This is a genomic window from Thermostichus sp. OS-CIW-33 (assembly GCF_054059615.1).
On record NZ_JBSSCH010000012.1, the window covers coordinates 51,961 to 76,369 of the forward strand.

General features: G+C 58.4%; 20 protein-coding genes, 1 tRNA gene and 2 pseudogenes. 11 read left to right on the forward strand and 12 right to left on the reverse strand.

Going from position 1 to position 24,409, the window contains the following annotated elements:
- Positions 1-28 precede the first annotated feature (28 nt).
- From ACVWZG_RS09975 to ylqF, 3 genes are all read left to right on the forward strand, one after another.
- Positions 29-313, forward strand: coding sequence for a DUF6464 family protein (locus tag ACVWZG_RS09975; protein ID WP_457406829.1), 285 nt, complete (start codon positions 29-31; stop codon positions 311-313).
- Positions 314-381: 68 nt separating this feature from the next.
- Positions 382-876: a GNAT family N-acetyltransferase gene (locus ACVWZG_RS09980; protein ID WP_414330224.1), complete on the forward strand. Its 495-nt coding sequence runs from the start codon at positions 382-384 to the stop codon at positions 874-876.
- A gap of 342 nt (positions 877-1,218) precedes the next feature.
- Positions 1,219-2,070, forward strand: coding sequence for a ribosome biogenesis GTPase YlqF (gene ylqF / locus ACVWZG_RS09985; RefSeq protein WP_414418820.1), 852 nt, complete (start codon positions 1,219-1,221; stop codon positions 2,068-2,070).
- A 95-nt stretch (positions 2,071-2,165) separates the two neighbouring features.
- Here the strand turns inward: ylqF and ACVWZG_RS09990 are convergent, their stop codons facing one another.
- Complete coding sequence (locus ACVWZG_RS09990; RefSeq protein ID WP_414330230.1) at positions 2,166-3,254, reverse strand: radical SAM/SPASM domain-containing protein; 1,089 nt, start codon at positions 3,252-3,254, stop codon at positions 2,166-2,168.
- Positions 3,255-3,368: 114 nt separating this feature from the next.
- Between ACVWZG_RS09990 and ACVWZG_RS09995 the strand changes: the two genes are divergently transcribed.
- The 4 genes from ACVWZG_RS09995 to ACVWZG_RS10010 all read left to right on the forward strand — a co-directional run bounded on the left by ACVWZG_RS09995 (position 3,369) and on the right by ACVWZG_RS10010 (position 8,028).
- Positions 3,369-3,734, forward strand: a complete 366-nt coding sequence (locus ACVWZG_RS09995; protein ID WP_011432289.1) for an NAD(P)H-quinone oxidoreductase subunit M — start codon at positions 3,369-3,371, stop codon at positions 3,732-3,734.
- A gap of 80 nt (positions 3,735-3,814) precedes the next feature.
- Positions 3,815-4,240 carry a DUF2996 domain-containing protein gene (locus ACVWZG_RS10000; protein WP_011432290.1) on the forward strand — a complete coding sequence of 142 codons (426 nt, stop codon included), beginning with the start codon at positions 3,815-3,817 and terminating at the stop codon, positions 4,238-4,240.
- Positions 4,241-4,785: 545 nt separating this feature from the next.
- Positions 4,786-6,261 carry a glycogen synthase GlgA gene (glgA, locus tag ACVWZG_RS10005; protein ID WP_457406831.1) on the forward strand — a complete coding sequence of 492 codons (1,476 nt, stop codon included), beginning with the start codon at positions 4,786-4,788 and terminating at the stop codon, positions 6,259-6,261.
- A gap of 159 nt (positions 6,262-6,420) precedes the next feature.
- Positions 6,421-8,028, forward strand: a complete 1,608-nt coding sequence (locus tag ACVWZG_RS10010) for a glycoside hydrolase family 57 protein (RefSeq protein WP_414330234.1) — start codon at positions 6,421-6,423, stop codon at positions 8,026-8,028.
- A 297-nt stretch (positions 8,029-8,325) separates the two neighbouring features.
- On the opposite strand, the pseudogene ilvB reads toward ACVWZG_RS10010, so the two are convergent.
- Positions 8,326-10,125 (reverse strand): annotated as a pseudogene (ilvB, locus tag ACVWZG_RS10015) (biosynthetic-type acetolactate synthase large subunit); the annotation flags it as partial.
- Positions 10,126-10,336: 211 nt separating this feature from the next.
- Between ilvB and ACVWZG_RS10020 the strand changes: the two are divergent.
- Together ACVWZG_RS10020 and ACVWZG_RS10025 are read left to right on the forward strand one after the other, a co-directional pair.
- A complete protein-coding gene (locus ACVWZG_RS10020; RefSeq protein ID WP_414387889.1) occupies positions 10,337-11,914 on the forward strand; it encodes a phospholipid carrier-dependent glycosyltransferase in 1,578 nt (525 codons plus the stop codon).
- A gap of 109 nt (positions 11,915-12,023) precedes the next feature.
- Positions 12,024-13,088 carry a Gfo/Idh/MocA family oxidoreductase gene (locus tag ACVWZG_RS10025; RefSeq protein WP_414407010.1) on the forward strand — a complete coding sequence of 355 codons (1,065 nt, stop codon included), beginning with the start codon at positions 12,024-12,026 and terminating at the stop codon, positions 13,086-13,088.
- Between the two features lie 339 nt (positions 13,089-13,427).
- On the opposite strand, the gene ACVWZG_RS10030 is transcribed toward ACVWZG_RS10025, so the two are convergent.
- Positions 13,428-13,655 (reverse strand): Uma2 family endonuclease, encoded by a 228-nt coding sequence (locus ACVWZG_RS10030; RefSeq protein ID WP_414382071.1) that lies wholly within the window; start codon positions 13,653-13,655, stop codon positions 13,428-13,430.
- A gap of 32 nt (positions 13,656-13,687) precedes the next feature.
- Positions 13,688-15,406 carry a transglutaminase domain-containing protein gene (locus ACVWZG_RS10035; RefSeq protein WP_457406834.1) on the reverse strand — a complete coding sequence of 573 codons (1,719 nt, stop codon included), beginning with the start codon at positions 15,404-15,406 and terminating at the stop codon, positions 13,688-13,690.
- 342 nt (positions 15,407-15,748) lie between these two features.
- Here ACVWZG_RS10035 and ACVWZG_RS10040 point away from each other — a divergent pair, with 342 nt between their 5' ends.
- Complete coding sequence (locus ACVWZG_RS10040) at positions 15,749-16,606, forward strand: sulfite exporter TauE/SafE family protein (RefSeq protein WP_011432297.1); 858 nt, start codon at positions 15,749-15,751, stop codon at positions 16,604-16,606.
- A 256-nt stretch (positions 16,607-16,862) separates the two neighbouring features.
- Here ACVWZG_RS10040 and pheA read toward each other — a convergent pair whose 3' ends face one another.
- From pheA to sppA, 4 genes are all read right to left on the reverse strand, one after another.
- Positions 16,863-17,849, reverse strand: coding sequence for a prephenate dehydratase (gene pheA / locus ACVWZG_RS10045; protein WP_414389260.1), 987 nt, complete (start codon positions 17,847-17,849; stop codon positions 16,863-16,865).
- A gap of 13 nt (positions 17,850-17,862) precedes the next feature.
- Positions 17,863-18,231, reverse strand: a complete 369-nt coding sequence (locus ACVWZG_RS10050; RefSeq protein WP_457393743.1) for a late competence development ComFB family protein — start codon at positions 18,229-18,231, stop codon at positions 17,863-17,865.
- Between the two features lie 184 nt (positions 18,232-18,415).
- Positions 18,416-19,690, reverse strand: a complete 1,275-nt coding sequence (gene alr, locus ACVWZG_RS10055; RefSeq protein WP_457406837.1) for an alanine racemase — start codon at positions 19,688-19,690, stop codon at positions 18,416-18,418.
- 44 nt (positions 19,691-19,734) lie between these two features.
- Complete coding sequence (sppA, locus tag ACVWZG_RS10060; protein WP_457393739.1) at positions 19,735-20,772, reverse strand: signal peptide peptidase SppA; 1,038 nt, start codon at positions 20,770-20,772, stop codon at positions 19,735-19,737.
- Positions 20,773-21,034: 262 nt separating this feature from the next.
- Between sppA and ACVWZG_RS10065 the strand changes: the two genes are divergently transcribed.
- Positions 21,035-21,107: transfer RNA gene (locus tag ACVWZG_RS10065), tRNA-Ala, on the forward strand.
- A gap of 304 nt (positions 21,108-21,411) precedes the next feature.
- Here ACVWZG_RS10065 and ACVWZG_RS10070 read toward each other — a convergent pair.
- From ACVWZG_RS10070 to ACVWZG_RS10085, 4 genes and pseudogenes are all read right to left on the reverse strand, one after another.
- Positions 21,412-21,690, reverse strand: a complete 279-nt coding sequence (locus ACVWZG_RS10070) for a hypothetical protein (RefSeq protein ID WP_011432303.1) — start codon at positions 21,688-21,690, stop codon at positions 21,412-21,414.
- A 147-nt stretch (positions 21,691-21,837) separates the two neighbouring features.
- The gene (locus ACVWZG_RS10075) at positions 21,838-22,830 is read right to left on the reverse strand and encodes a heme o synthase (protein WP_457406848.1); all 993 of its coding nucleotides are present in this window, start codon (positions 22,828-22,830) and stop codon (positions 21,838-21,840) included.
- A 53-nt stretch (positions 22,831-22,883) separates the two neighbouring features.
- On the reverse strand, positions 22,884-23,894 hold the full coding sequence (locus tag ACVWZG_RS10080; RefSeq protein ID WP_457415360.1) for a COX15/CtaA family protein: 1,011 nt from the start codon (positions 23,892-23,894) through the stop codon (positions 22,884-22,886).
- Positions 23,895-24,264: 370 nt separating this feature from the next.
- A pseudogene (locus tag ACVWZG_RS10085) lies at positions 24,265-24,409 on the reverse strand (RNA-guided endonuclease TnpB family protein); the annotation flags it as partial.

A 24,409-nucleotide genomic window follows, 5' to 3' on the forward strand; every position in this document is an offset into this window, starting at 1 on the left:
TTGAACGGGTGAGTGAAGGAGAACGATCGTGCAAGCACTGGTCATGGGAGTTGGCTTGTGGTTGGGGCTAACGTTCTGGGCGCAGTTGATCCCTCTGCTGGAAAAGAGTGGATCCCGTCGCCTCTCAATCGGGGACGAGCGCCGGGCCATGCCAACTCTCTTTTCTGACTCGGCCTGGGATCCCTTCTGCCGTTACTTTTCTCGGTCACCCTACCTGCCTTGTGCGGTGAGTCCTCTGGGCCCCTGCCGCTGCCCCCACCACGCTGCGCGTCCAAAAGATGCTGCCTGGGCGTTCTGTCCACAACAAGAATAAACTGTGGTCTGTTCTCGTGCCGGTATCTCAGGAAATTCAAGGAATTGGTTGTGAAGCCAGGCAAAAGTATGGAAATCCGTCCTGCCACCGCCTTAGATGTGCCCGTTTTGTTTGACCTCATCTGCGCCTTGGCCGAGTACGAGAAGCTGAGCCACCTGGTAACGGGATCCGCTGATCTGTTGCGCCACTATTTGTTTGGCCCAGAGGCTTTGGCCTCGGCGTTGTTGGCAGAAGTGGAGGGGCAAGCGGTGGGATTTGCCCTCTACTTCCGCAATTTTTCCACGTTCCTGACCCGACCAGGGATTTACCTTGAGGATCTGTTCGTGTTGCCGGAGTTTCGCGGCAGAGGCATTGGCAAAGCGCTCTTGGCGCGGGTGGCTCAGGAGGCGGTGGCCAAAGGATATGGGCGGCTGGAGTGGATGGTTTTGGATTGGAATCAGCCGGCGATAGAGTTCTATCGACGCATGGGTGCCCAGCAACATCCCGAATGGATTCTCAACCGCGTGGTGGGTGCTGATTTGGAAGCTTTGGCTCGGCTGGCTGAGGATCCCTGTCGATCTTGAGCAAGCTCCCCTCTGTTACAGACCCTAGCATTCGTGACATCCTCCCGGCGCTCGTCCTACGGACAGAGCGCGGGCTTCCCTTGGCGTCAGCGGGATGGAGTCTTTACCTCATAGCATGCAGGGATCCATGTATCCCGACGCTAACCCTGCGGGTAGAGCGCGGGGCTTGTTGCCCCCGCACCCCCGTTGGTTAAACATTAGGTTGCCCAGGAAAGGGATCCCAGCGGCACTCACGTTGTATTATTGGCTACTTCAGCCGGCAGGTCGAGCCTCTTTTGGGGAATCGGGCTAGATTGGATCCCACTGTTGATTTCTGCTGTCCACTTCTAGGGTTCTGGCGGCATGAGTTCTCCGGCCATCCAGTGGTATCCTGGCCATATTGCCAAGGCAATTGGCCAGTTGCGGGAAGAGTTGCAGCGGGTGGATGCAGTCATCGAGGTGTTGGATGCGCGGATCCCGTTGGCCAGTCGTCATCCTGAGCTGGGCCGGTGGCTGGGGGAAAAACCTCGCCTCCTGGCTCTGAACAGGGCGGACTGCATTGAGGCTGGGGATCTGAAAGCTTGGCAGGAGTATTTTTTACGGCAAGGGATCCCTGTCTATCCCACCAATGGCCGCTCAGGAGAAGGGGTGAATCGCCTCAAGCAGGCGGTCTTGCAACTGGGGCAATCGGTCAATATGCGGCGTCAACAGCGGGGAATGCGACCGCGGGCCGTTCGGGCGGTGGTGGTGGGCTTTCCCAATGTGGGCAAATCTGCTTTGCTGAATCGACTGTTGGGGCGGCGGGCAGCTGAGAGCGCAGCACGTCCTGGGGTGACGCGGCAACTGCGGTGGGTGCGGCTGGGGGGAGAGTTGGATCTGTTGGACTCGCCGGGCATCCTACCGCCCTCTCTGCCGGATCAACAGGCGGCCTCTCTATTGGCCATCTGCGATGACATCGGCGAAGCGGCCTACGATCCCGAACGGGTGGCGGCCCACTTTTTGGATCACGTGCTGAGGGTGCAGCCCCAAGCCGGATCTCTCTTGCAAAAGCGCTACGGTTGGCCGGATCCGATCCCTCCCGGTGGTGCCGCAGTGCAGGAGTTGGCCGAGCGGCGGTATCAAGGGGATCCCCAGCGGGCGGCACGGCAAGTTCTCAACGACTACCGCAAGGGCTTGCTGGGGCCGCTGGCCTTGGAACTCCCTCCCAAGGCTTGAGCCCCTTAGAAGAAATCACGAAAGAAAGTCACGTTGTTGCTATGCCCACGGCAGGGAAACCGCTGCTGTGGGGCGTTGACTTTTCCCGAAACTGTCTACACTTGTCCCCAACCGGGATCCAGCCTCTGTTTCCAAGGCCGATACACCTTGAAGTAGACAACGGAACCCACTTGTCTGGCCAAGGCTTTGATGCAAGTGTCTCCACCCATACAGCGCTGGCAAACGGGATGGTTCACCTGCAGACGATTGAACCCCCGCCGCAGCGCACAGGCCGGTTGGCCCCGCAAAATCTCGGCCAGGGATCCCCCCAGCGTCACTTGCCCCAGCGGGATTTGCCCTTCATAGTCCTTGCAACAGGGCACCACCGTGCCGTCGTAGAGGATCCCCGCCTGACCGGAAGCGCCATTGCAGTATCCCCAGCGAGCTGGGATTACCCGGTCTGTCTCCACGTTGCCCCAACTGTCCAAGGGAAACGTTTCCAAAACCAAGCGGGGATGGATGCGGATCTGCTGCCAGCGGCCCGGTCGGTAAGTAGCAATCTGGGCTTCTACCCAATCGAGAGCCGGTGCATCCGGGATCCCTTGCAAAGCTCGTCTGGCCCAAGCCGAGAGCTGAGCGCGCATCTGCTGTGCAGAATCGATCACCGAAAGAGCCTTATGCGGCACCAAAAACGGGTGGGGGCTAGTATCCAGGAATTTGAGATGCACCTGCGTAGGGCTGGAGGAGCGCAAGTGCACCTGCAGAAATTGGGTAATCCCAGCAAAGTAGCGCTCCGGCGTGAGGCGGGGAGGTGCTCCGCGAATGCTGAAGGTGACTGGATCGGGAGTTTGCAGGGAAATGGTTAGCTTAGCAAAGGGGCTGCGGTTCAGCTTTTCAATGTGCTCCGGCCAGAGGGCAAAGGTGCTGCCGTTGCTGGTCAGGTGCAGGCGAAGGCCAAGCTCAGCGGCCCTGCGAATACCCTCGAAAAGGTATGGGTAGAGCAGCGGCTCCCCCATCAGGTGAAAAGCCATCACGCGGGCCAGCCCTGTTGCCGCTACTTCCTCCAAAATCTGCTCCAGCAGAGCGGGCTCCATGTGCCCCCGCCGCCGTTGCATGATCCCATCTGGACAAAACTCGCACTTAAAGTTGCAAACGTTGGTCACCTCTATGTGCAGGCGTTCCAGTTGGGGAATAACAGCAGACATTAACAGCAGACATAGAGAGGGCCGGAACAAGTCGAGGGCAAATAGCGGATCCCCCACAAGCGCTAGGTAGTGATACGCTGTTTATCAGGTTAGATCCGGAGCGGAGCCATCGCAATGCTGAAATGCACCACTCGCCACGTCCACATTTTTGCCGGTGAAGTTACTGCCGACAACAACTTCGTGCCCCGCGACGACCTGTTTACCCTCGATGTGGATCCGGACAACGAGCTGGTCTGGACGGATGCTGCCCTGCAAAAGGTCTATGCCCGTTTCGAAGAGTTGGTGGAAGAATACCGGGGGCGAGACTTGACCGAGTACAATATCCGCCGCATTGGGTCTGACCTGGAACATTTCATCCGCTCCCTGCTCAAGCAAGGGGAGATCGCCTATAACCTGCAGGGGCGTGCCCCCAACTTCAGCATGGGCTTTCCCCAGATCCCTGCTGAAGAAATTGTCGGCCAATACATCCCCAAGGGCTAGCTCTTTGCCGGTTCTGGACAGAGTTTTTGATTGTTCTGCATCTAAGGCTTTTACCCATCTGATTGTCGGAGCGTTTCCCCATGTCTGGAGAACCCACCCCCGAGGCCGCTGCTGCCGAGAAACCCGCTGAAGCTGCCAAGCCTGCTGCTGAGGATTCCCCCAAAGCCGCTGCGAAAAAAGTTGCTAAGGAAGAAAAGCCCTTCGAGCAACAGATCACGGAAGAGGTGATCCCGGCAGCCATTGCGGCTTTTCAAAAGCGCGGAGTCAGCGATCTGGAGCTGCGCCTGGAAGGCAAGACGCTGGTCGGCGCGTTTGCAGGAGGCAAGAAGCAATTTAGCGTGCTGTTTGCTGAGGGATCCTTGAATGGCCGCAAGTTCTTCCGCTGTACCACCGAAGGATCCCCGGCCAGCACCATCGAGTCTTTTATGATCGACGAGCGGCGCGTGGATGTCAACCTATTCGTGTTTTATTTGGTGCAGCGCCTTTACGCTCAGCAGTGGTATTGAGTTCGCGTGACCTTGAAGGATCCCTGGCTACCCCTAGCCGGAGAGAGTAAGTCTGCTCGCAAGAGACAAGGGGAGGTGCAGCCGGCTGCAGTTACCGTAAAGCCAGGATCCATCCGGCCATGTTCTTCGGCATGCCCACGATCCCAGAACGGGCACCTTGGCTGCCGCCTTCCCGGAAGATGAGCTGCGCACTTGGCTCGAAGAACGGTACCGCCCCAGCGGGATCAGCCGTTCATAGTCGCGTTTCAGGTTAGGGTGAGAGGCCTGGGCTACTGATCGCGCCAGCGCGACGGAGTCCTTGAAAAGCCTTCTGGCCCCGTGCATTCAACGTTTCTAGTTTGAATCGAAATGCCCATAATTGCCCAGAGGGCTGCTCCCGTAGATCAGGTTCCCCGGCAAACGGCGCAGCTGGGGCTCGAACCCGGTCGGCCCAGAGGTTGTTCCCCAGTGCAGGGATCCCTTGCCATTGGGAGGGATGTTCTGTCGAGGCCAAAAAGATTATCGTTTGTAAAGAAAGCTAAGGCGGTGCTACGGGAGGTCTCGAAATGTACATCGTGCAGATTGCGTCTGAATGCGCCCCGGTTATCAAGGCGGGGGGACTGGGGGATGTGGTGTACGGCCTCAGCCGCGAGCTGGAGGTGCGGGGCCACTGTGTCGAGCTGGTTTTGCCCAAGTATGACACCATGCGCTACGACCAGATCTGGGGTTTGCACGACGCCTATCGCGATCTCTGGGTGCCCTGGTACGGGGGAGCCATTCACTGCTCGGTGTACTGCGGCTGGGTGCATGGCCGCCTTTGCTTTTTTATTGAGCCCCACTCGGGCGATAACTTCTTCAATCGCGGGTGTTATTACGGCTGCCCGGATGACAACATGCGTTTTGCTTTTTTCAGCAAGGCGGCTCTAGAGTTTCTCCTACAAAGCAACAAGCGCCCCGACATCATCCATTGCCACGACTGGCAGACAGGGTTGGTACCGGTGCTGCTGTTTGAGATCTACAAGTACCACGGCATGGGAAACCAGCGGGTGTGCTACACCATTCACAACTTCAAACACCAAGGCTTTGGCGGCCCAGAGATTCTTTGGGCTACCGGCCTCAACCGCGAACCCTACTACTTCCACTACGACCGTTTGCGCGATAACTTCAACCCCTTTTCTCTCAACTTTATGAAGGGGGGAATTGTTTTTTCCAACTTTGTCACTACGGTCTCTCCCAATCACGCGCTGGAGGTGCAATTTGGCGACTACGGCTATGGACTTGGCCATACCCTCTACTTGCACCGGCACAAGTTTCGCGGCGTTTTGAATGGCATCGATTACGACATTTGGAACCCGGAGATCGACCGCTTTATCCCCGTGCGCTACACTGCTCAAACGCTGGAAAATAAAGCTAAAAACAAAAAAGCTCTGCGGGATCGGCTGCTACTGCAGGATGTTGACAAGCCTATCGTGGCCTATATCGGGCGATTGGACGAGCAAAAGGGCGTGCATTTGGTGCATCATGCCATCTACCGCTCCCTGTTCAAAAATGCCCAATTTGTTCTGCTGGGATCCGCTACGGAGCGAGGGATCGGCGCTTGGTTTGCCCACGAGAAAAGCTACCTCAACGACAACCCCGATGTTCACATTGAGTTGGGCTTTAACGAAGAACTTTCCCACCTTATCTATGCGGGGGCAGACATCATCGTAGTGCCCAGCCACTACGAACCCTGTGGACTCACTCAGATGATTGGCTTGAAGTATGGCACGGTTCCGGTGGTGAGAGGAGTGGGCGGCCTGGTGGATACCGTCTTCGACCGCGACTACGATCCCCACAAATTCCCCGAACAACGCAATGGTTACGTCTTCTATCACACAGATCCAGCTGCTTTGGAGTCGGCTCTGGACCGGGCCATCGACCTTTGGTACACCGCTCCTGACCAGTTCCGTCAACTGCAGATTCAAGGCATGAGCTACGACTACTCCTGGAACTATCCTGGCAAGGAGTATCTGGAGATCTACGACTTCATCCGTCACCGCTGAGTCTGACAGCGATCCCCAGCGATCCCAGCTCTTGACCCCAAGGACGAAATGCTGGACGATAGGTAGCAATCTTGGGCTTAACCTTCTCTACAGATTTGCTGCTGAGAAGGGTAAGTCTGCTCCGTTATCTTTCCCTGTCTGTAAGGATCCCCGGCTGCCATGGGTTATCTCGCCTTGGTACTCCACGCGCACCTGCCGTTTGTGCGCCACCCTGAGCAAGACTTTGTGCTGGAGGAAGAATGGCTCTACGAAGCCATCACGGAGACCTATGTGCCGCTGCTGCACATGTTCGAGGGGCTACAGCGAGATGGCATCGACTTTCGCTTCACCATGTCCCTGACGCCGCCCTTGGTGTCGATGCTGCGGGATCCCTTGCTGCAGGAGCGCTACGACCACTACCTAACCAAATTGGAAGAGCTGGCCCAGCTGGAGTACGACAAAAACGCCACCAACGGCCACATTCGCTACCTGGCGGAGCACTACATCAAGCAGTTTGCCATGGTGCGGGATCTCTGGGAGCGCTACGACCGGGATCTGGTGCGAGCTTTTAAGCAGTTTCAAGACAGCGGCAACCTGGAGATCATCACCTGTGGGGCTACCCACGGCTACCTGCCCTTGATGCAGATGTACCCGCAGGCAGTCTGGGCGCAGTTGATTGTAGCTTGTGAGCACTACAACGAGCACTTTGGCCAATGGCCGCGGGGGATCTGGCTGCCGGAATGCGCCTACTACCAAGGGCTGGAGCGGATGATTGCCGATGCCGGCCTGCGCTACATGATCACCGACGCCCATGGTCTTCTCTACGCCAAGCCCCGGCCTCGTTACGGCATGTACGCCCCTATTTTTACCGAGACCGGCGTCGCCGTTTTCGGGCGGGATCACGAGTCTTCGCAGCAGGTGTGGTCGGCAGAGGTGGGCTATCCAGGGGATCCGGTTTACCGCGAGTTCTACAAAGACCTAGGGTATGAGGCCGACTACGAGTACATCAAGCCTTACATCATGCCCAACGGCCAGCGGAAAAACACCGGCATCAAGTACCACCGCATCACCGGGCGCAACCTGGACCTGGGGCAAAAGCAGCTTTACGACCCCTATTGGGCGCGGGAGAAAGCGGCAGAGCATGCGGGCAACTTTATGTTCAACCGCCAGCGGCAAATCGAATATTTGTACAGCGTCATGGGCCGCCCGCCGCTGGTGGTGGCCCCCTACGATGCGGAGTTGTTCGGCCACTGGTGGTACGAGGGCCCTTGGTTTTTGGATTTTCTCATCCGCAAGAGCTACTTCGACCAAAACACCTACCGCATGACTCACCTGGCGGAGTACCTGCGGGAGAACCCCACCCAGCAGGTGTGCAAACCTGCCCAGTCCAGTTGGGGGGCGCGCGGCTTCCACGAGTACTGGCTCAACCCCACCAACGCCTGGATCTACCCCCACCTGCACAAGGCCACCGAGCGGATGATCGAGCTGAGCCGTCGCGAGCCTGCCGATGACCTAGAATGGCGGGCCTTGAACCAGGCGGCGCGAGAATTGCTACTGGCTCAATCGTCTGACTGGGCTTTTATCATGCGCACAGGGACGATGGTTCCCTATGCAGTGCGCCGCACCAAGTCCCATCTGCTGCGCTTCAACCACCTCTACGAGAAGATCAAAGAGGGTCAGTTTCGGCGAGAAAAAGCCACCCCTGAAGAGGAGCAGTGGCTGGCCAAGGTGGAATACATGGACAACATCTTCCCCAATATCAACTACCGGGTTTACCGACCCCTCTAAGCCGGTTGGGCAGGTCTGGAGGGTGCCTGCTTCCGACCGCCAGAGACACCAGAGGCAGAAGTTTCCGGCTACCCTCCTTGAGGGGATCGAACTACCCCAGGGCAGGAGGGATCCTCCGTTCGTTGCGCTGATCCCAACCTTCCTCTCCTTTTGGGAAAGGGGCAGGAGTCGCTCGTGTTGGCCTCGCAGAGCGCTCAGGGAGCGTTTTAATCTGGCTTGTTCAGTAGCCCCGATATCCCTGAAGACTCCCTGCTGCTGGGGCCCGCCTTCCCCAGCCGAATGGTCAGGCCGTCGGTTCTAGAGCTTGGTGCCGCACTCGGCGCAAAACTTGTGCAGGGTGGGGTTTTTGGTGCCGCAATTGGGGCAGTAGATCAGCTCGGCGGCTTGTTCCAGTTGCCGCTTCTCCGGCAGCCCGATCATCTGATAGTTAGCTTTGCCGGCAGGCACCATCGGGTAGCAGTTTTCGTCCCGCTTGACCACAAAGTCGGCCACTACCGGCCCCTCGTGCTTGAGGATCTCCTGGATGGCATCTTCCAGTTGATCGGGGTGATCGACGCGGATCCCTTTTACCCCAAAAGCCTCGGCCAGCTTAACAAAATCCGGCATTCCGGGAGACATATCCGAGTGGGAGTAGCGCTCGCCGTGGAAGGCCTGCTGCCACTGCCGCACCATGCCCTGCCAGCCGTTGTTGATGATGGCCACTTTGGTGGCAATGCCGTACTGGGCCACTGTGCCCAGCTCTTGCATGTTCATCTGGAAGCTGGCATCGCCACTGATGCAGATGACTTCTTCGTGAGGCAGGGCTACCTTGACTCCCATCGCCGCGGGGAACCCGTAGCCCATGGTGCCCAGCCCAGAACTGGAGATCCATTGGCGCGGCCCGTTGCGCAGAAACTGCGCCGCCCACATCTGATGCTGGCCAACATCGGTGGTGTAGTAGGCGTGGGGAGCATGACGACGAAAGGCATCGATCACCTGTTGGGGGGCAATCACGCCTTCGTAGCTGGGCACCTGCAGGGGATAGTCCCGCTTCCAGCGCTCGATCCGATCCAGCCAAGCCTGAGTTAGGCCTGGAGTAGAGGGCATTTTGCTCAGTTGAGCCAGCATCTCCACCAGAACAGTGCGCACATCCCCTACAATCGGCACATCGGGCGCACGGTTTTTGCCCACCTCGGCTGGGTCGATGTCGATGTGAATGACTTTGGCGTGCTTGGCAAATTCATCTAGCTTGCCGGTCACGCGATCGTCAAAGCGGGCCCCCACCGCAATGAGCAGGTCGCACTCGGTGACGGCGAAGTTGGCATAGGCCGTGCCGTGCATGCCCAGCATCCCCACCGACAGGGGATCGTTCTCATCGAAAGCCCCTTTGCCCATGAGGGTGGTGGTCACCGGGATCCGATAGGTGTGGGCCAGCTCGGCAATTTCGGCGTGGGCACCGGAGATGATCGCCCCACCTCCCACATACAGCAAGGGCCGCTTGGCCTGCAGGATCAGCTTGGCCGCTGTGTGGATTTGCCGTGGGTTGCCACGCACGGTGGGCTTGTAGCCGGGGATGTTGATCTCGCTGACAGGTTGATAGTCAAACTCTTCCAGGCCCACATCTTTGGGGATGTCGATCAGCACCGGCCCGGGCCGCCCTGTCCCGGCAATGTGAAAAGCCTCTGCCACGATCCGAGACATTTGGCGCGGATCCCGTACCACGTAGGAGTGCTTCACAATGGGCAGGGTGATGCCAAAGATGTCCGTCTCCTGGAAGCCGTCGGTGCCAATCAGATGGCGAGGTACCTGCCCAGTGATGACCACCATGGGTACAGAGTCCATCATGGCGTTGGCGATGCCCGTCACCAGGTTGGTCGCCCCTGGGCCAGAGGTAGCAAAACACACCCCCACCTTGCCAGTGGCGCGAGCATATCCGTCGGCGGCGTGGGCAGCCGCTTGTTCGTGGCGTACCAGGTAATGTTTGAGCAGCCCCTGAGACTCGGCTTTGTACAGCTCGTCGTAGATGGGGAGGATGGCTCCCCCCGGATAGCCAAAGATGTGTTGCACCCCATGCCGGTGCAGGCTGTCCACCAACGCATATCCACCAGTCGCCACGGTGTCTCCTCCCCACTGAGATGACCGAACGTCAAACGCCCGCTCTCAGGAGCGCCAGCGCAGACAGGGTACTGGCCAGAAGTTGGCCAACTTTGTATTCAATTCTACAGTCTAGCAGTGGTTTGCTTTGGAATCGCTTAGACTTTCACGGTCGGCTAAAGTAACACTGGGGATCCCTAGGGATCCTCGCCGGAGTGTTGAGAGTGCCCTATCCATGACTGGAGAGCCAACCCCCATTGACCCCGGGCCGGAGCGGTCTCAGGGCAGCTTGCTGCTGTCTGGGCCCATCCTCGGATCCCCGCACAGTGCTGTGGGATCCCGACAGTGGCTGGTATGGGGAGCGCTGGGGATCTTTCTGGTGGGTCTGGGGTTGCGCCTGTGGCGGCTGGACGAGTTCCCGGCCCCCGTATTCGATGAGGTGTACTTCCCGGAGTTTGCCCAGAACTACCTGGATGGCAAGCCTTTTTACGATGTGCATCCCCCCTTGGGCAAGTACTTCATTGCCCTTAGCATTCAGGTGTTTGGCCGCAACGAGTGGGGATTCCGCTTCGCCACTGCTTTTTGCGGATCCCTGATCCCGCTGTTGCTGACCGGTTTAGCCTACCGCCTCACCTACCACGTGGGCTTTGCTCTGTTGAGCGGGGTTTTGCTGCTGACCGATGGGGTGTTTCTGGTGGAATCCCGCTTTGGCCTGATCAACGTGTATCTGGTAGCCTTTGGGCTGGCAGCGACCATTCTGTTGCTCAGAGGTCTAGAAAACCAAGGTTGGCGACGGGCTGCTCACTTTGCTTGCTCCGGGATCCTGTTGGGGGCGGCAGCTTCGGTGAAGTGGAATGGCCTCTGGTTTGCCTTCATGTTTGCTCTGTTGGGGATCCTCGTCTGGGGGGTGGTCTGGCTGCGCCCGCAGTGGATCCCACGGTTGGGCATTTTGAGCCAGATTCGTCATCTGCGCTGGTGGCACTATGCGTTCTGCTTCGTCCTCGCTCCGCTGGCCTTTTATGCCATTCAGTGGATCCCGCACCTGCAGCTGAATCCCCAACAGGGACTAACTCTGGATTGGAGCTGGACGGGCATCCAGAATTATTTCCGATCCCTGGTGCTCATCAACCAATCCATCTACGGCGGCCACATGGCAGCCCACCTGGTGGTGAACGAAGAGACCCCTGTTCACCCCTACTGCTCCACCAGCTTGCGATCCCTGGTGGCTTGGTTCCCGGCTTTGCGTCCTTGGCTGACTACGCCCTTGGCCTCGGCAGGAGCTTGGTCCTGGCCAATTCTGGGCCGCCCCGTGGCCTACTACTTCGGCAGTCAGGGCAACCTCTGGCAAGCTGTTCATGGCTTGGGCAATCCTTGGCTGTGGTGGCTGGGGACGGGATCCATCTTGGTGCTTGTCTGGCGAGGGATCCGCCACTTTCACGGTCTCGAAGCCTTCATTTTGATTGGCTATGCGGCCAATTACCTGCCTTGGTTTAGGGTCAGCCGCTGCGTTTTTATCTACCACTACATGAGCGCTCTGGCGTTTAGCACCCTAGCCCTGGCTTGGTTGGTGCTGCTGGGCTGGCAGAGCTATCGCCGCTTTTGGCGCGGGGCGAGCATCACGGCGGTGGCCTTGGTTTTGGCGTCCTTTGTCTTCTTTTTCCCCGTTTGGCTTGGCCTGCCCCTCAGTCCAAGCGGATTCTACGCCCGCATGTGGTTTCGCTCTAGCCCGGTGCCGCTGTTCTGTTTCAGCCCCCAATCCTGCCAACAGCCCCCGCTGCACCTGCCGCCCATCCCCGGCTTGAACTGGATCTAAGGGAGGCATGGTAAGCTTTGTGAAGTTTGTTTCGTGAAATGCGGCGCTCCGTTACCGAAAGATGGAGCGAGGTTCGCGAAACCCTTGTGGTGGAGGTAGTGGAAACGTCATGGCCCGATCTTGCCCGAGTTCTGCCAACTCTCCCCGCCGTCCACTGGCTTACCCAGAGCAAGCTGTCCCGGTTGGGGTGATCGGGGTAGGCAACATGGGCCAGCACCACACCCGCGTGTTTAGCCTGATGAAGGATGTGCGGGTCGTGGGGGTAGCGGATATCAACGTGGAACGGGGATTGGATGTGGCCAGCCGCCACCGCGTTCATTTCTATGAGGACTACCGCGATCTGCTGCCCCATGTAGCTGCCGTGGCCATTGCCGTGCCGACGGTTCTGCACCACGAGGTGGGTATGGCCTGCCTGGAGGCCGGGGTACATGTGCTGATCGAAAAGCCCATCGCTGCCAGCATCAGCGAAGCAGAATCGCTGGTGAACCGAGCTGCCGATTGCAATTGTATTTTGCAGGTGGGGCACATCGAGCGCTTCAGCCCTGTTTTCCAAAAGCTGGGCCAAGTCTTGCAAAGTGAAGAACCTCTGGCTTTCGAGGCTCACCGTCTCAGCCCCTATTCCGACCGCGCCAGCGATGTGTCGGTGGTATTCGACTTGATGATCCACGACATCGATCTGTTGCTGGAGCTGATCCCATCTCCCGTGACCCAGATTACCGCCAGCGGCAACCGCATCTCCAAGCTGGGCTACCTGGACTACGTCACGGCTACTCTCACTTTTGCCAACGGTGCCATCGCCACCCTCACTGCCAGCAAGGTCACCCACCGCAAGGTGCGCAAAATTGCCGTCCACTGCAAGAATGCCTTGGTAGAAGCAGATTTTCTACACAATGAGATCTCGGTGTACCGCCAGGGATCCGTCGGCAGCACCAGCGACTACGGCCAAATGCCCTACCAGCGGGATTGTTTGATTGAGAAAGTCCACACCGACAATATCGACAAGCTGCATGCCGAACTGGAGCACTTCATCAATTGCGTGCGGGGGGGCAACCAACCTTCTGTGGGTGGGGAACAGGCCCTGAAAGCATTGAGGCTGGCCTCGGAGGTAGAGCGGATTGCTTTGGATGGATGTGCCTGGAGCGAAGCCAAGCCCCGCCGTAGTCTCCTATCCTAGTCTTTAACGCAAGCCCCAGATGGGGGCAGAGCCCTGTTGTTGGCCCATAGCCATTCCAGCATCAGGCTGGGGAAGAAAAAGCGACATTCGCGCCCGCGGAGTGCAGCTCTATTGACAGCTCCCCATTCGGGTGGCAGCTTTTCGAGCGAGCAATGGGGCTCCCACCAGACTCAGGCAAGAGGTGGCATCCACAGCTGTGAAATCGGGCACGCAAGCCCCGGCAGCAACGGCGAGTCCAATTCGAGTCCAATTCATCTTTCCCAAGCAAGTTTTGATCAACACCAACTGCCTTTGCTGACGCCGGTAGACTTCCACTTGTTGCTGTTGCCAGTCCACCACTCAATACTCCTGTAGCCCAAGCCGACTGTAAAGCTTGAGCTTAGTTTGCTTATCTTGGCCAATATTGCGAGCTCCAGGGCTCAGCACTCCTACCGCCGATTCTGGGGCACTGTGGAGTTTGCCATCCGCCCCTAACGCTGTTCTCAGTCGAGAGCGGCTTACCCACACCACATCAGGAGCCACATTGTTATCTTCGGCAAAAATCACTCCCGGAGCAGTGTTGGCCAATCTCAGGCCCGTTTTCTCACTCTATTCGCCTTTCAAATTTCTTCTAAGATGCGAAACTGCACATGGTTAATGGCCAGCTCCCCAATTGAGGCTTGGTCGGTGTTGATCGTCTCGAAAGGGATCCCTTTGGCGATCTCGGCATGGGTCCAGGGCAAGCCCATGAAGTAGCGCTGCGAATAGGGGCGCTCCCCCCGATCGTCAGGGTTCGACTCCATCGGCACCCAACCCCAGCCGGGCAGATAAAACTCAATCCACACGTGGTTGTACTGGGGAAACAGCGGGATCCCTTTCAGTTCTGGATGGGGAGGACATTTGTAGCGCCCCACCGTGCGGCAAGGGATTCCATTGAGGCGGGCCAAAGCCAACAGCACCCCCACATATTCGCCACAAGAACCGGAGCCACGCCGCAAAACCTCATCCGGCGGATCAATGCGAGAGGTGACCCGGTAGGAGAGCTTGTCGTAAACATAGGCCCGGATATTGAGCATTTTGCGCAGCAAGTTGGTCTCGCTGCCAACGGCCAGCCGCGCTGCCTCTCGGACAATCGAGGTGTCCATGGCCAGGTAGTCATCGTCCACCAAGTAGCGATCCCGCAGCTCCCTGGGCAAAACGGCAGCCTCTACATCCAGTGGATCGATGCAGTACTTGATACTGTAGAGATCCAGCACCGCCCGCCAGCCAAACAAGCGCACCTCATGGGCCCCCAGGGATCCCAGCGAAAACACCGCCACCTGTTGGCCAGATTGCTCTTCCACTTCAAACGGCAGACCTACCCAGTGCAGGCTGCGCACCCGTTGGCGAAGGCTGTTGCAGGGCAAGGCAATTCGCCAGACCAAATCGGGCAGGAAGCGCGGCTCTTCTTGGGCAATTTCTTCCACATAGGTCAGCTCCACCCGATAGCCGTGGGAGAGGGTGTAGGTGGCGCGTTCCCCCAGACACTGGGGCTGAAAAACTACCGGACAGGCAATGGGGGAATCCTCGGCCTCGGTTCCACTGCCGCCAGAGGGGTCGGGGGAGCTAGGGGGATCCAAAGGCCGCAGGCGCAGGGGAGCCACCCAGGTTTTGTCGCGCAGGGCCACCGACAAGGGATCCGGAGCGTTGGGGTTGTCGTGGATATAGGCTTCTTCGTGGGCGTAGGCTACCCAGAGCTGCCCCCGCCAGTAGGCCAAGCCTGTCGGCCCAGGAGAAGGGGTGAGGATGCGGGCCAATTCTCGCCCGGTCTGGCGCTCCAGCACGTAGATCGTCTCTTCCACCCGATCGCTCACCCAGAGGTAGTCTCCCTGCACCGCAATCTGTTCTCGGCCAACCCCAGGGGCGGGCATCTCCTGCACAATAAGGCCACGGCTGGGATCCAGTTGCAGGATTTTTCCCCGTCGGTAGCAGGTGGCATAGAGGTAGCGGTTTCCCGTGTGGGGATCGATCCAGAGGGCGATCCCTTCGATGGGGCAGGGGCAGCTACACACTGGAAAGGCTTCCAGGGATCCCGGTTGCTGCAGAGCGGACATGGGAATGCGCAAGATTTGCCCCTCTTGCTCCTGACTGAGCCAAATCCACGCTTGATCCCCTTCTGACTCTACCCACAAACCGTAAGCGCCTTGGAAAGAATGGACATGATGGGGATTGAGCAGCAGGGTGTTGTGCTCTTGAATTTCCACCAAATAGCCCCTCACCCGATCCAAGCCCAACAGGCGATCTCCCCAGGTGGCCAAACCTTCCAAAGCAACCAGCCCCAGAGGTTGCAGAGGGGCCACAGTTCCCTGTTGCCGCCCAGATGGAGGCCACCAAGCAGGCTGGGATCCTCTTGCCGTGGAACCTAGATTTTTCAGAGCACCCAGATCATTTGCCGGATGGATGGCAACCATGAAGGCTTCCTTGCCTATGGATGAAGTTGACATGCTGGCGCGATCTGCACCAAGGCGGTACGACTGTCCAATATTTACTGTCCAACATTATTATGATGCGCCTCTTTTCAACCCCACACCCAAGGCTTCTCGACCGATGTATCCCTGCTAGTCTTGCCAGGACTGGAGAATGTTACGATGATGGCGGCTTTTTGGCCAGCAAGATAGAGCAGCGGTGGGGAGTGGTAGGGGATGGAGTTGGCCTTGGCAATTGGCGGCCTGGTGGCAGGGATCCTGGCCGGGGTGCTGGGCATTGGCGGTGGCGTGATCCTGGTGCCCTTACAGGTCAGCTTGGGGATCCCACCGGTTCAAGCTGCAGCCACCAGCAACCTTTCCATCGTTATGACCTCGATTGCAGGCAGCATCCAAAACTGGCGGATGGGCATGCTGGATCTGAAACGGGTGATCCTGCTGGGGATCCCAGCGTTGCTTACGGCTCAAGTAGGAGCAATTATCGCCAGTCGCCTTCCCAGCTATCTGCTGTTGGCAGCGTTTGGAGTGTTGCTGCTGGCCAACACTTACCTGGTGCAACTCAACAAAAAGGTGGTTATCCAGGCCCAAGAACTGGGGGCTGACGTCAGCGGTGCCGAGCACCTCAGCGGGACGGAGTCCTCAGGGCAGATGTCTCCCTGGTTAGCCCGCGCCCTGACCGGCGGCACTGCCGGTTTGTTGGCCGGGCTGTTTGGCATCGGCGGTGGGGTGATCCTGGTGCCAATGCAGATCCTGCTGCTGAAAGAGACAATCAAAGTGGCGATTCAGACCAGTCTGGGGGCCATTGTGATCACAGCAGTTGCTGCCACTGCCAGCCATGCGGGCCTCAGCGATTGGATCTGGAATGGCCTGGGGTTCGGGGACGGCACCATCCACCAGAATGTGCTCTGGATCCCAGGTTTAATCTTGGGCACAGGGGGGTTAATCGGTGTACAGATTAGCACACGCACCCTGCCCAAATTGCCCGATGAAACCGTCAGTCTGTTGTTTCGGGGCTTCCTGGCCATTCTTTCTCTTTACATTTTTTGGCAAGCCTGGCAAGGTTATCGAGCTCTGTGAAGTGATCCTGGTCTGCCCCAGTGCTCGGGACAGCAGTCCTGGTTCCAAGCTACGGTCATTTGGATTTAAACTGGGACACTGAACTCAAACCCAAAATGTTGCATGCACTGATCCAGAAGGCTTTTCAAGGACTCCGTCCCGCTGGCGCGATCAGCAGCCCAGGCGTCTTACCCTAACCTGAAATGACTCTATCGGGTGTCGCTCCCAGCTTTCGGGCCTGATGACTCAGATGGATTCAACGGTTTGAAAGACTTGGCTACGCTGGACGCGCTTTCCCCTCAGAGGGCAGGGCTTTTGCTACTTGGGATAGATCCCCTTGTTTGCAGAGGTCATGCACAGGGTAGCTGCCGAAGAGCTTCAAGGTTTCAGCAATTGATTCCAGCGCCGCAACCACCTCGGCATCCAAATAGGGTTGGCCGATAGGGTTCTCCAAATCGACAAAAAAGACATACGTCCCTGCCGATTTTTTGGTGGGGCGCGACTCAATACGGGACATGTTTAAACCTCGCTCCGCAAACACTTGCAGAGGTTTCAGCAGCGCTCCCGGCACGTTGTGGGGGAGGCTGAAGGCTAAGGAAGTATGGGATCCCCCCGGAGAAGCAGGATCGGCAGAGGTTTCACCCTGTTGACCGGAACGCGAGAGCGGCGCACGGCCAATAACCCAAAAGCGAGTGCAATTGTCGGGGTGATCGTTGATCGGGCAGGCCAAGACCGGCAGTTGGTAGAGGGTGGCAGCTCGTTCTGAGGCGATGACGGCGGCGCTGGGCTGCTCCTGCAGGCGATCCAATTCTTCGGTGGTCGAGCGGGTTGGGATCAAAGTGGCCTGGGGCAGATGGGATCTCAGCCAAGCCTGACATTGGGCCAAAGCTTGCGGGTGGGAGTAGACCTGCTCAATTTGCTCCAACCGCGAGGCACGTCCGATGAGGGCATGGCGAATGGGCAGGATCAGCGCCTGCCGGATCCCTAGCCCCTCCAGTTGCCAGAGGGCGTCTAAGGTCATCGAGACCCCCCCCTCCACCGAGTTTTCCACCGGCACCACCGCCCATTGTTGCTGGCCGGCAGCTACCGCCTCTAGACAGGCGCTGATCGTTGGATAAGGCACTAAGGGGTGGGATCCCTGGCTGTGCAGGTGAGGCTGCTCAGGGCAGGCCAGCAAAGCTGCCAACTCTGTGTAGGTTCCAGCAGGGCCAAGAAAGGCCACCGGCGAAGGGGAAACGTTCGCGCCAGCGGAGCGCAGCTCCATCAGAGCCATTCCTTCAATTGTCGCTAGGGGCCAGTTCTAACTCTATCGTCTCGGCGTCGCGCAGCAGCAAAGGACATTCAGGCTCCGGGCAACGGGGATTGGCCGCCACCTTGTCCATGGCCTTCACCACCTCCAACCGGATCAGCCTCTGCAACTCCTGATCCGCTTGAATGGCTTCTAAAGTTCGGAGAGAGCCGTGAAAACTGGTGGCGTAGCGAGGCTGGAGGTTGTTCAAAGCCAGGGCGGCAGCATCGTTACAGAATTTCTCACAGAAGCAGTAGCGCTGCTGACTCTCCATCAGCAGGATGTCGTTGACCATCTCCAGAACAGCCCGTTCCATTTGATTTTCCAGGCCCTTCAGAGGCTTATGTTCCTCCGCCATCGCTACCTCCTGATGTGAATCGAACCCGCCGCCAAGCCCCTGTCTTTCAGGGAGCAGGAGTGCTCTCGATTACCTTCGATGCTGCTCTATTCTCTGTTGACAAGTCAAGCCAAATCCCCTGCTGCTGACGCGAACAGCCTCTGGCCCGCTCCTATCCGTGCTTGAGGCAATCCAATCTGTCGTGTCAGGCATCATCAAAACCCAGAGAATTAACCAACACTCTTGGCAGACGGGCAGAAAGTCCACACAGCAACTCATAGGAAATAGTACCCAACTGATCGGCCCAATCCTGCACAGATAAACCCGCATTTGCCAGATTGGGGCCCAGCAGCTCCACCACATCCCCCACCTGGATATCCGGCCTCTCGGTTACATCCCACATACATTGATCCATCGTGATTGTGCCCACCTGTTGGATCAAGCCGCCGCGCACCCATCCTCGCAGCCAGCCGGAAAGCCGCCGTGGGATCCCATCCGCATAGCCGATGGCCAGAGTGGCAATGCGACTGGGGCGAGAGGTGATGTAGCGATGTCCATAGCTCACTCCGGTCTGGGCAGGCACAGTTTGGATGTGGGTCAGCCGCGCCTTGAGTCGCAGAATCGGCTGCAGACCCGGCAGTTGCAAGTGGGGGGCAGGCGACAAGCCATAGAGGGCCAGTCCCAGGCGCACACGGGAGTAGTGGAGATGGGCCAGAGCGGCGGCTGAGTTGTCCAGATGCAGCGCCGGCAAGGGATCCCCGGCTTGGCGGATCTGTTCCACCACCTGGGCAAAGCGGGCGTGCTGCTGTTCCATGACTGGAGAATGGGGCTCGTCCGCCGTCGCCAGATGGGAAAACAAGCTACAGCCCTCCAGCTCCGGGATCCGACAAATCTGCCCCCACACGGCTGCTGCTTCCTTCCAGGGGATCCCCAAACGGGTCATACCCGTATCCACATTGACATGCACCGGGACGGGGCGCCCGGCCCAACGGGCTACCTGGCGCATCAGCGGGATTTGGTCTGTGCAGGTGAGGCTGACCTCTAGCCGGGCTGCCATGGCCTGCTGTAGTTCTGCCCAAGTATTCAAAGCTCCCAACACCAGAACCGGAGCCTGCAGCCCCGTTTGCCGCAACTCGATCCCTTCGGCCAGGGTGGCCACACACAGCCCCTTGGCCCCAGCCGCAACAGCCACGGGAGCCACCAACTGCGCCCCATGCCCGTAGGCATTGGCCTTCACCACCGCCCAGATCTCGACGTTTGAGCCTAGGCGCCTCTGCAACAGCCGCAGGTTTTCTCGCAGCTGGGCTGCGTCAATTTCCACCCAAGCCCGACTGGTCAACAGCTCCAGGTCGATGGCCCAATCCAGCTCCGCCAAGGAATTGGCCTTCTGGGATCCCTCTCTCCAAGTATTGCCCTGCACTCCCAGAGCAGCTGCTCTCAAAGTGCCCTGCGCCGCCGGCGCGACCGGTTCTCGATTCACCGTTCACCCCCCACACCCAAAACCCGTCCTGATTAGATTTAGGTTTAGCGCAAAGTCCACTCCGGCGCCATCCACAGCAACGGCACGTCTGGGATCCCAACAGCCTCGTTGCTCTCCAACAGCCGGCCCAGCCAAGCGGCTTGCCTTTGCGAGGACAGTCCTTGGCTTAACAGGCGTCGCAGTACTCGTTGGAAGCCCTCTCCCTCACCCGCCGGCGACAAAGAGGGATCCCCGGTCATGCGCCGCAGATCCTCCACCGCCTCCGTGTACCCCCCCAAAGCATCCACCAAGCCCACCTCCACAGCTTGCGCCCCGGTGAAGATGCGTCCATCGGCCAATTGTCGCACCCGGTCTTCATCCAAGCTCTGCCGTCGCGCGATCATCTCTGCTTCCAGCACCTCATCTGCCTTTTCTGGCAAGTGCTGGCGTCCTTGGGCCACATCGCGAATGAACTGCTCGAGGGTATCCTCCACCAAGTTTTGCAGAAGGCGCTGCTCTTGAGGAGTGGCACTGCGGAAAGGAGAGAGAAGGTCTTTGTACTCGCCGGTTTTGAAGGTCTGCGGCTCTATGCCGTAGTTCTCCAGCAACTTACCAAAGCTGAGGCCGCTGATGATAACCCCTATGCTGCCGGTCAGGGTGCCAGGGTTGGCATAGATTTTGTCGGCAGCGCTGGCCACGTAGTACCCCCCACTGGCAGCAATGTTTTCTAGGATAGCGATCACCGGCTTGTCCGCCTCGTGCAGAGCAGTTACGGCACGGTAGAGTTCCTGGCTGGATCCCACAGCTCCGCCGGGACTGTTGATGCGCAGCAATACAGCCTTGACAGAGGGATCCCGTGCTGCCTCCCGCAACTGTTCCACAGGAGAAGTGGGCAGGCCTACCAAAGTCGAACCCCCTGGGCCGCCTATCGTTCCTTCCAGGGTGACCACCTCGATGCGATCCGCCCCCCGTGCGGCCTCTAGGCCAACCCCGCCTCGGGTAGGCTCTGGGGCAGGGCGCGTGCCCCCGACAATGGCCGCAATAAGGCAGACGACCAGCAAAGAAGCCGCCAAAATGCGGTTAAGCTGAGTTTCTTGTGTCACAGGCCCCTCAATTGCCACTGACTCCGTTCTACCACCCTGCGGGCTTCCTGGGATGCCGGGCAACAAAAGGCTGAGGGCCGAGCAAACCCCACTGTTGCTTCCCCCCGGTTGAGCCATCCAAACTATTGACAAGGATCCTCCACTTATCTAGTATGGGATCCCAGCACTTTTTACCAATAAGGCAGCTTCTACAGGCTGCAGGTGTAGAATCGAATAGAAAGTTGGATCCTTGAGCGGATTCTGACCTGAAGCAAAGTAAATCGGGGCTTTAGCTCAGTTGGTAGAGCACTTCAATGGCATTGAAGGGGTCAGCGGTTCAAGTCCGCTAAGCTCCATTGATTGTGAGTTGGTTATGATCCAACAGCATCCAAAGCCTGGAGAGTTTCCGGCAGGCCAGGGTTCTGGGACTCTTCAACCCTGGAACCTGCGAAGCTCACCAAGACGGTTAGCCCCGGCGAATTGACAGGCCAAAGGTTCGCCAGCAAGAACCAGGAGCAAAAAAACAGCAGTGGAACAAGGGATCCCCAGCCTTTCCCACAATTCACACCGATGGTGATATCGCTCCGTTCCAATCCAATGTCTTCGACCCAGCAATCTGTGGCCTCGTGGGAAACAGGCAAGGCATAGCGGCAAACCCGGTCATGGTTGCCCCTCTCCCTGGCGGCGGATCAAGAAGCGGATTTCCTGAAGGAGAACCTCAAAGCGTTGATCCGATTCAGCCTGCCGCTGCCTCAATTCTCTCAGCTCCTGCCGCAATTCCCGCACTTCCTGCCGCAATTCCAGGACAACCTCAGCGAGACGCCCTGAAAGGGTCTGCAAGGCAAGCTGAGCATCGGTAACCTGGGCAACTGTATTGGCCACCCTGGTCACAGCTTCGGCCAACTGGACAAACCGCGTCTCAATTTCCTCATTGGTCATGGCCGGGTGTGTCTTGCTTGGCTAATGATTAGCTCATTCTACCCTGCACGGTATGGAGTGTCACTCTCTGAGAATGGGCCGCAATTTTGAGGAAAAACCGGCTGGCCAACGGGGGTTATCAACCCAGGGATCCCCCATTCGCGCAAGTCAGCTTGCCAGGGCTATGAGCGTGGTGTAAATCCCTTGGAGGGACGCAGTGGCCTGGCTCCAGAGGATGTGGGTTAACGACCACCTATCCAGACCCATGGCCCCGCACAACAGCAGCAGATACAGGTTGGCAAACGTGAAGAGCGAGGCCGCCCGATCTCGGTCGCAGGGATCCTGCAGCAACTGCACCGCCTTCCAAACCAAGAGGGATCCCAGCAGCGCCGCCGCGCTCAGATAAAAGGATCCCAGCATCCCTAAGGGGTAAACCAGCAACAGGCTGACCGGAACCATCAGCAGCGCGTAGAGCAAAATCTGCGCGGCAGTGATCCTTTCGCCCGCGACCACCGGCAGCATCGGCACCCCGGCACGGGCATAGTCTTCCCGCTTCAGAATGGCCAAAGCCCAGAAGTGGGGTGGAGTCCACAAAAAGATGATGGCGAACATCACCCACGCGGCCCAGCTGAGCTCGCCTGTGGTTGCTGCCCAGCCCACCAAAGGTGGGATCGCTCCTGCTGCTCCACCGATGACAATATTTTGCGTGCTGGAACGCTTCAGCCAGTGGGTATAGACCCCCACATACACCAGGATCCCCGACATGGCCAAACCGGCAGCCAGCAGGTTGGTGAAAATAGCCAACAACCCAAAGGCAGCCAAAGCCAGGATCCCCGAAAAAATCAGAGCATCCCGCGCCCGGATTCGACCGGAAGGCAGGGGACGATGGCGGGTTCGCTCCATCATCCGATCGATATCGGTGTCATACACCATGTTGATGACGTTGGCTGCCGCCGCCGCCATTCCTCCCCCCAAAAGGGTGATGAAAAACCTGAACGGGTCGGTGTTGCCTGCCATCCACATGGCCCCAGCCGTCGTCATCAGCAAGAGGGCGATGATCTTGGGCTTCACCAACTGGCTGTAGCTGCGCAAAACCTGGACAAGCGCCTGGCGCTCGCACCCCAGAGCACATGGGCTCTGCTCAGAGGGGATCCCCCCCATCGGGTTCTGGTAGGAAGCCTGACGGTCGACTAAAACGCTATCTTGCATGAAATTCACTCACCGGTCATTTCTGCGGTCATGGCCATCCACTGGCCTTCTTCCCCCTGGGTTCGCATTCGCCAGGCCAGCACCGTAAAAGCCAGCAGACAGGCCAGCAAAGCTGCCCCCATCATCTGATGGGCCACCGTTAGGGGTTCTACCTGCAGCCGGTAGTGATAGGTCAAAACACCGATCCCCACCTGGGCCAACAGCAGGCCAACAGACCCATGGCCCAAGAACTTGAGAAGGCGGGGGATCCGCTTGCGCCGCAGCCCGGTGGCCACCGCTACCGCCAACACCCCAAGGGTGGCCGGAGCAACCCCCAGCAAGTGGCTATTCATCACCCAGCACAGCTCGCCGGCAGCAAAGCATTGATGCAAAGCCCATTGGGAGGCCACCAAGGCACCGAGAAGGCTCTGGACATACACCAGCAGCACCGCCCCCAAGCCCAGCCAAGGCAAGTAGCTGACGGAAAATGGCCCTTCACCCAGTCGCAGCGGCAGGATGGAGTCCTTAGAACCGGCTCTTGTCCAGATCAGTAATCCCAGGGTGAGCAAAGTGGCAAAAAACAGCAGGCCCGTGCCCAAGTGGGCTGTCACAATGTCAAAGCGCAGCAGCTCCGTGACCGTCAGCCCGCCCAGGATCCCTTGCACCAAGACCAGGGCAAAAGCCAAACTCAAACCCCAGGGCAGCCACGCAGGCAATGCCTGACGCTTCAGCCAAGCAAACCCCATTAGAACCAAGGTAGCCAAGCCTACCCCAGAAGCCACCATGCGGTGAAACCATTCCAAAAAGACTTGCAGGTTCATCTGCTGGCTGGGCACAATTGCCCCGTAGCAAAGGGGCCAATCTGGACAAGACAGCCCAGCATTCATGACGCGGGTGGCACTGCCCAACCCCATTAACAGCCAAGTGGCCAATGCTAACCCCAGTAGGGCTTGCCCCATACGCAGGGAAAGCTTGTCTGAGAGCACAGGATTCCGCTGGGAAGAAGGTTGGGATTGATGAAAGATCGAAGAATCCATTGCAGTTGAAGGCATAGCAAAGACTGGGCTGACGGCTCGAGCATCTGCACTGAAAAAGAGGCTGGGCTGAAAAAGCCTAGCCGGCTTGGTATCGGGCCATCTGGAAACAAAGACGCAGGTTACTCGCTGACTATTCCTCGAAGCCAATCCTAAATGCGGTTTTGTGGCTGGCGAAGGCTTTTTAAGAATTTCTTTCTCGGCGCACAGGTGTTCCGAATCCTAGGCACCTCTGGGAAGTCAAGCCAGCAGACCAATCCTTTTCCCCCTGGGAGAGGGGTCGCGGCAGCGGCGCGAAGCGTTTGGGCGGCAGCGGGAGTGTCTCAATCTCGTTTGGAATGACTACAATGCGTAAACTACCCGACTCCGACCGCTAAGCGGTACGGAGCGGGCTTTCAGTAGCCCTGAGCCTGCTCTGCTCTGCCAGAGAACAAAACAGGCCCGAACCTCTAGGCTGGTTTACGACAGCCCCCAAAAGCGCAATCACATTCGCACCATTCAAATCCGCATCTCCTTCC

Bases quoted from the DNA above. Each gene is read 5' to 3' on its own strand.
- ACVWZG_RS09990 (WP_414330230.1), bottom strand. From the start codon at position 3,254: ATGTCTGCTGTTATTCCCCAACTGGAACGCCTGCACATAGAGGTGACC.
- ACVWZG_RS10070 (WP_011432303.1), bottom strand. From the start codon at position 21,690: ATGACCAATGAGGAAATTGAGACGCGGTTTGTCCAGTTGGCCGAAGCT.
- ACVWZG_RS10020 (WP_414387889.1), top strand. From the start codon at position 10,337: ATGACTGGAGAGCCAACCCCCATTGACCCCGGGCCGGAGCGGTCTCAG.
- ACVWZG_RS10080 (WP_457415360.1), bottom strand. From the start codon at position 23,894: ATGGATTCTTCGATCTTTCATCAATCCCAACCTTCTTCCCAGCGGAAT.
- ACVWZG_RS09995 (WP_011432289.1), top strand. From the start codon at position 3,369: ATGCTGAAATGCACCACTCGCCACGTCCACATTTTTGCCGGTGAAGTT.
- ACVWZG_RS10050 (WP_457393743.1), bottom strand. From the start codon at position 18,231: ATGGCGGAGGAACATAAGCCTCTGAAGGGCCTGGAAAATCAAATGGAA.
- ACVWZG_RS10075 (WP_457406848.1), bottom strand. From the start codon at position 22,830: ATGGGGGGGATCCCCTCTGAGCAGAGCCCATGTGCTCTGGGGTGCGAG.
- ACVWZG_RS10040 (WP_011432297.1), top strand. From the start codon at position 15,749: ATGGAGTTGGCCTTGGCAATTGGCGGCCTGGTGGCAGGGATCCTGGCC.
- ACVWZG_RS10000 (WP_011432290.1), top strand. From the start codon at position 3,815: ATGTCTGGAGAACCCACCCCCGAGGCCGCTGCTGCCGAGAAACCCGCT.
- ACVWZG_RS10025 (WP_414407010.1), top strand. From the start codon at position 12,024: ATGGCCCGATCTTGCCCGAGTTCTGCCAACTCTCCCCGCCGTCCACTG.
- ACVWZG_RS10010 (WP_414330234.1), top strand. From the start codon at position 6,421: ATGGGTTATCTCGCCTTGGTACTCCACGCGCACCTGCCGTTTGTGCGC.
- pheA (WP_414389260.1), bottom strand. From the start codon at position 17,849: ATGGAGCTGCGCTCCGCTGGCGCGAACGTTTCCCCTTCGCCGGTGGCC.
- ylqF (WP_414418820.1), top strand. From the start codon at position 1,219: ATGAGTTCTCCGGCCATCCAGTGGTATCCTGGCCATATTGCCAAGGCA.
- ACVWZG_RS09980 (WP_414330224.1), top strand. From the start codon at position 382: ATGGAAATCCGTCCTGCCACCGCCTTAGATGTGCCCGTTTTGTTTGAC.
- glgA (WP_457406831.1), top strand. From the start codon at position 4,786: ATGTACATCGTGCAGATTGCGTCTGAATGCGCCCCGGTTATCAAGGCG.